The organism is Bartonella sp. OD88NMGDW, assembly GCF_042193775.1.
Lineage (GTDB): Bacteria > Pseudomonadota > Alphaproteobacteria > Rhizobiales > Rhizobiaceae > Bartonella > Bartonella grahamii.
Genome location: NZ_JBHIMA010000003.1, coordinates 232363 through 244416 on the forward strand (window position 1 = coordinate 232363; position 12054 = coordinate 244416).

Here is a 12054-nt window from a genome sequence, read left to right on the forward strand (position 1 = left end):
GTGCAAAAAAGGAAGCTGGGACTTTATGCGTGGTGTGTGATTTTATCATGGCATGGAATGGCATGGCATGGCATGGCATGTGATGAGAGGAGTGGAGGGAAGATTGGGGTGTGGGGAAGTTGCTTTTGACGTGGGATTGACCGGTGCTTTGCGTGATCTTACTTTAGGGTGGTGAAGGGGCAAGAATATTTTAAAATAGGACGTATCTGTCGCGTTTGATGAAATATCATCCTTTGAGGGGTGGTGATCTGAAATCAGCAGGGGAATTCGCTAGAGTAAGAAGCTGTATTGTTGACAAACCTATGTTTACAAAGCGGTGCGAGAGGAATTTGAAAGTTTCGTTTGGCTGCTTTCTGTAAATGTAGAGAAGCATAAAAACGTTGATCCGTAAAATAAAAATGTATATCCGTAAAATGATGCGGAGGGATTTATGCTTTGTGTGCGCTTTTGCTTAATCAGAAATCAACCATAAGATTGCTTTTTGTTTTTTCGGCTGGAGCTCTCTAAAATTTTTTAAAAGGGCGTGCTCTTTTTCGCTATAGGTGTATTGATTGTGGTGTAAGAGAGTTTCTTTTGTTGAAAGATCTTCTTTTGTAGCAAGGTCTGCATAAAAAAAGCTTATGGGAACATCTAGTTTTTGGGCGATTTCGAGTAAACACCCTGCGCTTACACGATTGAAGCCTTTTTCATATTTTTGGATTTGTTGGAAACTGACGCCTAAATAGTTTCCTAATGCTTTTTGGGAAAGTCCCATTGAAATGCGTCTATGACGAATTCTTTTGCCTATCAAAATGTCGATAAAATGTGGATTTTTGGTTGGCACGTCAAGCCCCCCGCCGGTTGCGAGCGCCCTCGCATTGGTATTCCGGGAGTCTGAAAACACTGACTTGACTCAGCTTTTTGCTTTTAGTGCTGAGAAGCACTTGGACATAGCAAAATCTCCTGGAATTCCGGGAAACCTACAAAAGTGGGCTCAATTGTACGCTAGGGTTTAGGGCTTGTTTTCCCTCTTGATCGCTGCGTAGACGATCAAAATCACTCTTTAAGTGATAAAGTAATTGCAGGAGATTGGCAAGAAGAATCAAAGTAATCTTAAAGACTACAAGATTGGGTACTCTTTAAAAAAGTGCGAAATATGGATTATAAATAGCGTTTTTTTCTATAGAGATGTCGATAAAATTTGGATTTTAGTTTGTACTTCAAGCCCCCCTCCGGTTGCGAGCGCCCTCGCATTGGTATTCCGGGAGTCACAAGTACTGAACCCTAGTCAGTTTTTTTGCTTTTAGTGCTTAAAGCACTTGGACATAGCAAAAACTCCCGGAATTCCGGGCCCCCCACAAAAGTGGGTTCTATTGTACGCTAGGGTTTAGGGCTTGTTTTCCCTCTTGATCGCTGCGTGGACGATCAAAATATCTTTTAAGTCATAAAGTAATTTCAGGAGATTGGCAAACAAAAATAGTTTTTATTTATAAACTTTATTTTTTAATGAGAGGCTTTCCGTCTTTCAAACTCTCCGGAACGCTCACCAAAATCATGATTTCAGATCCGCGTTTAATGAGGAGACTAACAATCCTAGGTTCTTAAGGTCAAGGAGACCATTACATGGCGCCTAACGGCGTCCTTGACCCCAAGAACCTAACGGCTTGTTTTGTCTCTCTCACGCGGCTCCGAAATCATGATTAGAAGGGGAGCTTATAGGGGGTGTGGTATCAGGCATATCAATTTATCAAGGTGTTTTTTGTGAGAGTGTGTGATGAATATTTAGGCTGGATTTCCTTTTCTGGTCTGGTGAAATAGTCTCGTTTGAGGGGTGTGATCTGAAGTCCGTGGGGGGATCTGAAGTTTATAGGGGGTGTTGGCTAGGTAAGAAGCTGGGTTGTCGAGTATTGTTTTTAGAGTAGCGCGGGGTGGGGTGGAAGTTTCGTTTGGCTGCTTTCTGTAAATGTGTAAAGGCGTGAAAACGGAAATGTGCAAAAAAGGAAGGTGCGACTTTATGCGTGGTGTGTGATTTTATCATGGCATGGCATGTGATGAGAGGAGTGGAGGGAAGATTGGGGTGTGGGGGTGACGCGGTCTATAAAGGGGGGTAAAGCTGGGATGAAGAGGCGGGTGCGTTGATGAGAGAGAAGAGAGGGGGTAGGGAATGGGAATGAACAGATTAGAAGGGGGGGATAAGAGACGGTGGTGCGAAGGGGATGCATGAAGGATGGTGTGAGGAGATAGGCTTGGCTTATGGTCCTTAATGAAGTGGTGTCATTTGAGGGGGTGATCTGGAGTGCGGGGGGGGATCTGAAGTTTATAGGGGGTGTTGGGTAGGTAAGAAGCTGGGTTGTCGAGTATTGTTTTTAGAGTGGTGTGGGGAGGGGTGGAAGTTTCATTTGGTTGCTTTCTGTAAATGTGTAAAAGCGTGAAAACGGAAATGTGCAAAAAAGGAAAAGGCTTTATGTCGTTAGGGGCGTTGTGGTTAATGATACGCAATGTATGGGGATCGTGTTTTCGAAGGTAGGGAGAGCAACATAAATGGAAGGAGTGGCTTAGAGGAAATGTGTGGAGAGAGGAAAAATGGGGCAAGGCTGTATGGGAAATGCATAGAGAGTGGCGTGTGGGGTGGTGAAGGATGTTGTGGAAGGCTGCGTGAAGAATGGAGGAGGTTTTTGAGAAAAGGAGGGGGCTTTTGGTGTGGGGAGTGGTGTTTATCTGAAGGGCGCATGTTTAAGGTGTGGAAGGGAGAAGGTGAGGAAAAGTTGGAGGGAGGATGATTGTTTGTAAGTGGTGGAGGATAAGTCAGAGGCGTTGGGAAAATGCTTGAGGGGGAGAAAATTTAGCGTAATTTCTCGTCACTCTGAAATCAAGATCATCATAAAAATTGGAGGAAATGGGTGGGTAAAATTGGTGGAGAGAAAGTTTTGTGCCAAAATGTGTGGGGTGATGTTTTTTGAGCGCATGAGAGAGTAAACTTGAAAAACCTTTCTCTTTTTGTTGAATTTTTATTCACAAACTCAAGAAAATAGGGTATGAACGCTGGAAATAACGCACAGCTTAACAAAAATGTGCACTGTAAAGGAAATGTTTGTTTATGTCAAAAGAAGAAGTTTTAGAATTTTCTGGTATCGTTACTGAACTCTTACCGAACGCAATGTTTCGTGTGAAACTGGAAAATGATCATGAAATTATTGCGCATACTGCTGGTAGAATGCGAAAAAATCGTATTCGCGTGTTGGCAGGTGATAAAATCATGGTGGAAATGACACCTTATGATTTGACAAAAGGGCGCATTACATATCGCTATAAGTAGCTTTAGGGGTGGCTTGTGCTTTTTTGTAAAAGCCATCATATTATTTCTATTATTTTTTAACAGTTTTTAAGCTTGCTTTTCATGAGTGAAAAAAGGGGAGTGTTTGAATGGCCTTGAAAAACTGTAAAATTAATGCGGAAAAAGATCAAGGAGATTAATGGCGCTTAAAAAGGGGCTCTTAAAAGGGAGTGCTTAAAAAGGGGCGCTTAAAGGGGGTCGCGTAAAAGGGGGTGTTTAAAAGGGGTGAGAGGGAAGTCGATTGTGAAGGGGTGGAAATGAAAAATATAAGAGAGTGGGGGGAAAAACGTTTGGCAGATGCTCTTACAGAAGAAATTCATTTGGTGCTTGCTTCCGCTTCGCCAAGGCGTTTAGCGCTCTTAGCACAAATAGGGATTGATCCTCAGCAGGTTTGTGCAAGCGATATTGATGAAACGCCAAAATTAAAAGAACATCCTGCAAACCTTGCCAAACGTTTGGCAAAAGAAAAAGCCCTGAAAGCCCAAGAAATTTTGCGCTGGTACAATCAGAATGCTCAAGAAGAATTACCTCAACAGAAAATGATTATCTTGGCTGCTGATACGGTGGTGGCTGTGGGGCGCACCATTCTCCCTAAACCAGAGGGTGAAGACGAGGCTTATGAATGTTTGCGATACCTTTCGGGGCGGGCGCATAAGGTCTATGGCGCTATTTGTGCCTTGAATGAAAAGGGGAAAAAAACCGTAAAATTGGTTGAAAGTCGTGTCCGTTTTAGACGCTTAACCCCTGCTGTGATGAAGGCTTACCTTGCTTCAGGAGAATGGCAAGGGAAAGCGGGTGGCTACGCTATTCAGGGAAAAGCCGGTGCTTTTGTTGTCTATATCAGGGGGTCTTATTCCAATGTGGTTGGTTTACCGTTGGCTGAAACAGCCGATCTCTTGACCGCTTATCACTATCCGCTTTTTACGCACTGGGCTGAAGAAACGCATTAGAAAAACTTTAAGGCAAGATCAATGCAAGGTGAAAACCAAAAAAAAGAGAAAAGCCAAAATGAAAAAAAAGGAACAGAAGAAAAACTAATGAAGGAGCAAATGACAAAGGTGCGCCAAGAAAAAAAAGAGCTCAATTTGCAAAAAGAGACTCGCCCTCCGCATCCTTGTCCGATTTGTGGTCAGATGGCACAACAAAACGCCTATCCTTTTTGTTCCACACGGTGCCGAGCCATTGATCTTAATCGTTGGCTTTCTGGCGCTTATATTTTACCGCCCCCGCCGCAGAAAAGTGATGAGGAAGAATAAAGAGTCCTCTTGAGGAGAGAATGCTCAGAGCGTTTTTTGTGTTGGAGCTTAAGGGGGTACGCGGGATTATTGTAAATGGATTCAAGGGTTGGATTAACGGCTTGCTTATTGTCGTCGTTCGTAGAGATGCAGATTAAGTTCAATCAATGGTGGAAGTGTTAATACATATCTAAGACTTAGCACTAGTGGTTTTGTAATTATAAATTTCTTTGTTGCGGGGAGGTCGATAATGTCTTTAGGGTGTGAGGGAAGAATTGATCATCTCATCAGTATTGCTGAGGTATGGCTAAGGAAAAAGAAGGGGCGCGTGTTTTGGTGCAAATAGATGGGGCAGCAAACAATCGCTTGCTGGTGCTTTGTTGCGGAAGGTTGTTGATGTCTTTAGGGTGTGAGGGAAGAATTGATCATCTCATCAGTATTGCTAAAGTATTGCTAAGGAAAAAGAAGGGCGCGTGTTTTGGTGCAAAGAGATGGGGCAATAAACAATCGCTTGTTGGTGCTTTTGCTGGGTAATGGTATGGTGTCATTTGGGGGCTGGATTGATTATATCGTGATTTTGACCGTATCTGTGTTCATCTGGAAAGCTGATCAATATGATGTCGCTTTTATTGGAGCGGCAACATTATTACCTGGTATCGTTCTGTCTAAGCCAATTGGAATGTTGGTCGGTAGCCGTTATATGATCCATTGGTTGCGGGCGTCACTGCTGTTACGGGCGCTATGTACTGTCGGTTTATTGCTGGCGACGAGTCTGCAAGGATTTATTATATTGGCAGTTATTCGAGCGACATTCAATAGTGTCGCCATGCCTGCAATTTCCGTTCTTAGTGCAAATTCGGTGCCTAAACACGAACGGACCCGTTACTATTCTGTGCTTAATATGATCAATAGCATGGCGAAGATGATAGGACCTGCTTTGGGTAGTGCTCTCTCTGCATTTTTGTCAGATACATATACTTTATTGTTTTCTGGATTTCTGACATTGCTAGGCTTTATCGTGTTTTGTTTTATTGGTGCACAACCTGTCTCGTCGCTAAGAATAAAAAAAGCGAATACCACGCAAGCACAGCAGAGGCTTTATGGGACAACTTGGTATGCCTATGTGGCGGTGATATTTGTGTATTTTGCCATGATCTTTATGGTGAATAATCAGTTGCCCGTTATTCTTAGTGTAATGAAAATGAATAAACAAGCTCTTGGGATGTTGGTATCGGCTTCGGCGATTGGTAATTTTCTCTATGGGTTTTGGCGTGTGAAACAATCAAAGCATAAACCCCTTACAGGCAAAATATCGGAGTTGTTAATGCCGGCAATGTCATCAATGATTGGTTTTGTCTTGATCTCTGTGTGCTTTTTTTACTTTGATTTACTCCGTATTGAGACTTTGTTGTTCTGTTTTTTTCTTATTGGAATGGTGAGCGCTTACTTTTCCATATCTTCTAATGTTTATCTGGTAAGCAATTTCAATGAACAGATTGGGGTGGCTTCCGGATGGGTGCAGTCTATACAAAATTTAGCTATGTTGGTGGCGCCCTTTGTTGGAGCGTTTGTTTTAGGTCACACTTCGGCTGGAAAATTGTTCCTTCTTTCTGGATTGAGTGGATTATTCTGTTTATTGGCTATCAGGATATTGGTGAACCGTTCTTTGTCAATTGTTCGTTCTCAATGATTGGCTCATCAACGAAACATGTATTTTAAATCATTTTTCTGAGATTCAGGGGGCACGGGAATAATCCAGCATCGGGAAGCTTTTTCAACGTTATAGATTCAATTTTTGATTTTTACTTAACCGCTCATATGTTTTTTTTCGGGGCTTTGCCTTCTTGACACTGTTCCACTGTCTCGTAAACTCAATAGGGGGCATGGTTTTGAGCAACAATGTCATTTTTGTGTGACTCTGCTTTGCTACGAATAGTCAAACTTTAAACCCCAGTCGCTGATCCTCAAGCAGCTTGGCTTAAAGCAATAACAGAAACAGAAAACAAGCTATAGCGTGAATTATCTTATCATGCTGTAAAACATCACTCTTTGGGGGGGGATATCAGGTATGGGAAATTTTAAGCAGGGGGGGAGGATATATTGATCGTTGCATTTTTGCTTAATCAGAAATTAACCATAAGATTGCCTTTTGTTTTTTCGGCTGGAGCTCTCTAAAATTTTTTAAAAGGGTGTGTTCTTTTTCGCTGTATGTTTCTTGATCATGGTGTGGGGCATGTATTGAAAGATTTTCTTTTGTGGCAAGGTCTGCATAAAAAAAGTTCACGGGAATTTCTAGTTTTTGGGCGATTTCCAGTAAACATTTGGCACTTACACGATTGAAGCCTTTTTCGTATTTTTGGATTTGTTGAAAACTGACGCCTAAATGGCTCCCTAATGCTTTTTGGGAAAGTCCTATTGAAATGCGTCTGTGGCGAATTCTTTTGCCTATCAAAATGTCGATAAAATGTGGATTTTTAGTTGGCACTTCAAGCCCCCCTCCGGTTGCGAGCGCCCTCGCATTGGTATTCCGGGAGTCTGAAAGTACTGAGCTCTAGTCAGCTTTTTGCTTTTAGTGCTTAAAGCACCTGGACATAGCAAAATCTCCCGGAACCCCGGGATACCCACAAAAGTAGGCTCAATTGTACGCTCGGATTTAGGGCTTTTAGTTCCCTATTGATCGTTGCGTGGACGACCAAAATTACACTTTAAGTGATAAAGTAATTTCAGAAAATTGGCAAGAAAAATCAATATGTCATAAAACAGTATTGTTTGAGGGATGTGGTGATATCAGGTATGGGAAATTTTAGGCAGGGGGGGGGAGGATATATTGATCGTTGCATTTTTTCCTAATCAGAAATTAACCATAAGATTGCCTTTTGTTTTTTTGGCTGGAGGTCTCTAAAATTTTTTAAAAGGGTGTGTTCTTTTTCGCTATAGGTGCATTGATCATGGTGTGGGGCATGTATTGAAAGATTTTCTTTTGTGGCAATGTCTGCATAAAAAAAGTTCACGGGAATTTCTAGTTTTTGGGCGATTTCCAGTAAACATTTGGCACTTACACGATTGAAGCCTTTTTCGTATTTTTGGATTTGTTGAAAACTGACGCCTAAATGGCTCCCTAATGCTTTTTGGGAAAGTCCTATTGAAATGCGTCTGTGGCGAATTCTTTTGCCTATCAAAATGTCGATAAAATGTGGATTTTTAGTTGGCACTTCAAGCCCCCCTCCGGTTGCGAGCGCCCTCGCATTGGTATTCCGGGAGTCTAAAAGTACTGAATCCGAGTCAGTTTTTTTGCTTTTAGTGCTTAAAGCACCTGGACATAGCAAAAACTCCCGGAAACTCAAGATATCCGCAAAGTGGGTTCGTTTTTACGCTAGAGCTTAGGGCTTGTCTTCCCTCTTGACCGTTGCGTAGACGACTAAAACACTTTTAAATTTGTAAAGTAATTTCAGTATATTGGCAAGAAAAATCAAAAATATTTTTTATTCTGTTATGCCATAAAACATCGCTCTTTTAGGGGGGAAGAGCTAGAATATTCATGATAGGGCTTGATTTGTTGAGTCTGAGGAAGTGCTGTCGTTTGAGGAGGGGTGTCTGAAGACTGTAAGGGGATTAGGCAAAAAGCTTTGTTCGTTTATAGACTATTGTTTATAGAGCAGCGTGGGGTGGTGAACCTTTCCTTTAGCTTTGTTCTGTAATAATGTAAAAGCGTAAAAATGTGAATCTGTAAAAGTGAAGTGGAGGATTTGTGGATTTATGCATTGTGCGTGTTTTGGGTCATGTTGGGCTTTTGTCTGGCATGGAATGTGGTGAGATAAATGGGGGGACGCATTTGTGAATGGAGCGGGGAAGTTGGGAGGAAGAGGGGTGTTAAGCGCGTTGGTTGGAGAAGAGTGTGTAAGGGAATATTTTAGGCTGGACTTAACTGCCTTGTCTGATGAAGTGCGTCTTTTGGGGGGTGGTGATAATTATATGAAGTGATCAGTAGTCCTTCCTTAGATAAGAAGCTGGATTGTTTACAGACCAGTGTTTACAAAGCGGTGTGCGGGGCGATAGTTTGGAAGTTTCGTTGGTTTACGTTCTGTAAAGATGTAAAAGCGTAAAAATGTGAATCTGTAAAAGTGAAGTGGAGGACTTATGGATTTATGCATTGTGCGTGTTTTGGGGTCATGTTGGGCTTTTGTCTGGCGGGGAATGGGGTGAGATAAATGGGGGAAAGAGTGCTGTGAATGGAGGGGGAAGTTGGGAGGAAGAGGGGTGTTAAGTTGTTAAGTGTGTGATGGTGAGGCTTTGCTGGTGGGGCTGTGCTGGTGAGGGCTGTGCTGGTGAGGGCTGTGATGGTGGGGTTATAGGGGAGTTGCAGTTTTTATTTAAATAATGACAGTGTGCCTTTCTCTCCCTCTTGCTATGGGGCTTGTGAGGACCCATATTCTTTTTAGCACTACGGTTCTTCTTCATGTGGCATCATTTGCGGTGTTTTGTGGGGGGTGGTTGGTCCTTTGAAGATGTCTCTTTTGTGGAATGTTGGGGGAATTTAAAGTGCGGTGGTGGCTTGAGATTTAAGGAAAAAAAATGAACTTGGAAAAATATAGCGAACGCGTGCAGGGTTTTTTACAATCAGCACAAAGTGGTGCCCTTGCTTCTGATCATCAGCAGTTTTTGCCGGAGCATCTGTTGAAAGTGTTGTTAGACGATTCTCAAGGATTGGCAGCATCACTGATACAAAAAGCGGGTGGTGATCTTACTCTTATTCGAAAGGCGCTTAACGAAGCGCTTGATGCTTTGCCTAAAGTGCAAGGGGGAAATGGACAGCTCTATCTCTCTCAGCCGTTGGCAAAAGTCTTTAACATAGCGGAAGATCTGGCGAAAAAAGCTGGTGATCAATTTGTGACTGTGGAGCGTGTGTTGCAAGCGCTGATCATGGAAAAGACCGCAAAAACTGCTGATATTCTTACAAGCGGAGGGTTGACAGCGCAGGCGCTTAATGAGGCTATTAATGATTTGCGGAAGGGAAAAACAGCAACAAGCCCCCATGCCGAAAGCCAATATGATGCTTTGCAAAAATATGCTCGTGATTTGACAAAAGATGCCCGTGAAGGAAAACTGGATCCTGTTATTGGGCGGGAAGAGGAAATCCGCCGCACTATTCAGGTGCTTTCACGGCGGACCAAAAATAATCCTGTGCTTATTGGTGAACCAGGGGTGGGGAAAACAGCTATCGTGGAAGGGTTGGCATTGCGCATTGTTAATGGTGATGTGCCTGAAACCTTGCGTGATAAACAGCTTCATGCACTGGATATGGGAGCGCTTATCGCTGGTGCAAAATATCGTGGGGAATTCGAAGAGCGCCTCAAAGCGGTGTTGGCAGAGGTGCAAGCTGAAAATGGGCAGATCATTTTGTTTATCGATGAATTGCATAATCTCGTGGGGGCTGGAAAATCTGACGGGCCTATGGATGCTTCTAACTTGTTAAAGCCTGCTCTTGCACGCGGAGAGCTCCATTGTGTGGGGGCTACTACGCTCGATGAATATCGAAAATATGTTGAAAAAGATGCTGCTCTTGCACGCCGCTTTCAGCCTGTCTTTGTACCGGAACCCTCTTTAGAGGATACTATCTCTATTTTGCGCGGTATTAAAGAAAAATATGAACAACATCACAAAGTGCGCTTGGCAGATAGTGCTTTGATTGCGGCGGCGCGTTTGTCTAACCGCTATATTACGGATCGTTTCTTGCCGGATAAAGCTATTGACCTTATCGATGAAGCGGCGGCGCGGTTGCGCATGCAGGTCGATTCAAAGCCGGAAGAACTCGATGCTGTTGATCGGCGTATTTTACAGTTGAAGATCGAACGGGAAGCTTTGAAAACAGATGTCGAGCCAACAGCAAAAGAACGTTTGAAAAATGTGCAGGAGGAACTGAAAACATTGGAACAACAGTCCGCTGAGATGACAACGGCTTGGCAGGCTGAGAAACAAAAATTAGGGCATGCTGCTGATTTGAAAAAACAACTCGAAGAAGCCCGTAATGCTTTGGCTATTGCACAACGTGATGGACAATTCCAAAAAGCTGGAGAGCTCGCTTATAGTGTTATCCCTGAACTCGAAAAACAATTGAGTATCGCGGAAAATGATGATCAACAAAATCATCTCGTTGAAGAGACGGTCACTGCTGAACATGTGGCACGGATTGTTTCACGCTGGACTGGTATTCCTGTTGATCGGATGCTGGAGGCAGAACGGGAGGCGCTGTTGCGGATGGAAGATGAAATTAGCAAACGTGTGATTGGGCAGGGAGAGGCTGTGCAAGCTGTTTCTCGCGCTGTACGTCGTGCGCGCGCAGGGTTGCAAGATCCCAATCGCCCGCTTGGCTCTTTCATGTTTTTGGGTCCTACCGGTGTGGGAAAAACCGAATTAACCAAAGCACTTGCTGCTTTTCTGTTCCAAGACTCTAATGCCATGTTGCGCATCGATATGTCGGAATATATGGAAAAGCATGCTGGGGCGCGGCTGATTGGGGCGCCACCTGGATATGTTGGATATGAAGAAGGTGGGGTGCTGACCGAAGCCGTACGTAGAAGACCTTATCAGGTTATTCTGTTTGACGAAATTGAAAAAGCACATCCGGATATCTTTAATCTCTTGCTACAAGTGTTGGATGAGGGACGTTTGACCGATAGTCAAGGACGTACCGTCGATTTTCGCAATACCTTGCTGATTATGACTTCTAATCTTGGTGCTGAATTTTTAACCGCTTTGCCTGAAGGACAAACAACCGATCAGGCAAAAAATGATGTTATGAATGTCGTGAAAGCGGCTTTCCGTCCGGAGTTTTTAAACCGTATTGATGAGATTATTCTCTTTCAAAGGCTGCAACGTCACGATATGGAAGCGATCGTCGATATTCAGATAGAACATTTGCAAAATTTGCTCAATGAACGCAAAATAACTTTGCAAATCGAGCCAGAGGTGAGAAAATTTCTTGCCGATAAAGGCTATGATCCGCTCTATGGTGCGCGTCCGCTTAAACGGATTATCCAAAAAGAAATTCAAGATCCACTGGCGGAAAATATCTTGTTTGGAAAAATTCACGATGAATCAACGGTGAAAATTACAAAACAAGGCGATCGGTTGGAATTTTTGCCTGAAGATTAAGTGTGGAGAAATTCACGCTATAAAGAGCGGTGATAATCCTATTATGTGATAAAACACCGCTCTTTGAGGCATGCTGATTTAGAAAAATTCACGATGAGACAGGCGGGGTGTTTTATTGCAAAGCAAAGGGAGTGGTCGGTTTTTTTGCATGTTAAATGAGCGTTCTCGAATATCGTAGGATTCTTTTACTTCTGTTTGTCGTGAAAGCTATTTTCTTGCAATGTTATAAGTGAAGTCACAAGCGGGATTGCTTTATTGCTTTATTGCTTTATGCGTAAAAGCGTTAAAGAGAAATGCCGTTTATTCGCCGTAAAACATTGCTCTTTGAAGGGGTGTGGCATGGGGGATTTTAGA

At 43.0% G+C, this 12054-nt stretch carries 10 protein-coding genes; 7 read left to right on the forward strand and 3 right to left on the reverse strand.

Annotation, left to right across the window (positions count from 1 at the left end):
- Window positions 1-451: 451 nt before the first annotated feature.
- Window positions 452-823 (reverse strand): helix-turn-helix domain-containing protein, encoded by a 372-nt coding sequence (locus ACFIJR_RS04075; protein ID WP_375626356.1) that lies wholly within the window; start codon window positions 821-823, stop codon window positions 452-454.
- A 2253-nt stretch (window positions 824-3076) separates the two neighbouring features.
- Here ACFIJR_RS04075 and infA point away from each other — a divergent pair.
- From infA to ACFIJR_RS04100, 5 genes are all read left to right on the forward strand, one after another.
- Window positions 3077-3295 (forward strand): translation initiation factor IF-1, encoded by a 219-nt coding sequence (gene infA, locus ACFIJR_RS04080; RefSeq protein ID WP_004857577.1) that lies wholly within the window; start codon window positions 3077-3079, stop codon window positions 3293-3295.
- A gap of 275 nt (window positions 3296-3570) precedes the next feature.
- Window positions 3571-4263, forward strand: a complete 693-nt coding sequence (locus ACFIJR_RS04085; RefSeq protein ID WP_375648872.1) for a Maf family nucleotide pyrophosphatase — start codon at window positions 3571-3573, stop codon at window positions 4261-4263.
- Between the two features lie 21 nt (window positions 4264-4284).
- The gene (gene yacG / locus ACFIJR_RS04090; RefSeq protein ID WP_375626349.1) at window positions 4285-4569 is read left to right on the forward strand and encodes a DNA gyrase inhibitor YacG; all 285 of its coding nucleotides are present in this window, start codon (window positions 4285-4287) and stop codon (window positions 4567-4569) included.
- 282 nt (window positions 4570-4851) lie between these two features.
- Window positions 4852-5082, forward strand: coding sequence for a hypothetical protein (locus tag ACFIJR_RS04095; protein ID WP_375653673.1), 231 nt, complete (start codon window positions 4852-4854; stop codon window positions 5080-5082).
- Window positions 5030-6238: an MFS transporter gene (locus ACFIJR_RS04100; RefSeq protein ID WP_375653696.1), complete on the forward strand. Its 1209-nt coding sequence runs from the start codon at window positions 5030-5032 to the stop codon at window positions 6236-6238. Before ACFIJR_RS04095 ends, ACFIJR_RS04100 begins: the two co-directional genes overlap by 53 nt.
- Window positions 6239-6667: 429 nt before the next feature.
- On the opposite strand, the gene ACFIJR_RS04105 is transcribed toward ACFIJR_RS04100, so the two are convergent.
- Together ACFIJR_RS04105 and ACFIJR_RS04110 are read right to left on the reverse strand one after the other, a co-directional pair.
- Window positions 6668-7033 carry a helix-turn-helix domain-containing protein gene (locus ACFIJR_RS04105; RefSeq protein WP_375626348.1) on the reverse strand — a complete coding sequence of 122 codons (366 nt, stop codon included), beginning with the start codon at window positions 7031-7033 and terminating at the stop codon, window positions 6668-6670.
- A gap of 361 nt (window positions 7034-7394) precedes the next feature.
- Window positions 7395-7760, reverse strand: coding sequence for a helix-turn-helix domain-containing protein (locus ACFIJR_RS04110; protein WP_375653674.1), 366 nt, complete (start codon window positions 7758-7760; stop codon window positions 7395-7397).
- Between the two features lie 622 nt (window positions 7761-8382).
- Here ACFIJR_RS04110 and ACFIJR_RS04115 point away from each other — a divergent pair.
- A complete protein-coding gene (locus ACFIJR_RS04115) occupies window positions 8383-8529 on the forward strand; it encodes a hypothetical protein (protein WP_375625376.1) in 147 nt (48 codons plus the stop codon).
- A gap of 591 nt (window positions 8530-9120) precedes the next feature.
- Complete coding sequence (clpB, locus tag ACFIJR_RS04120; RefSeq protein WP_375653676.1) at window positions 9121-11700, forward strand: ATP-dependent chaperone ClpB; 2580 nt, start codon at window positions 9121-9123, stop codon at window positions 11698-11700.
- Window positions 11701-12054: the final 354 nt, after the last annotated feature.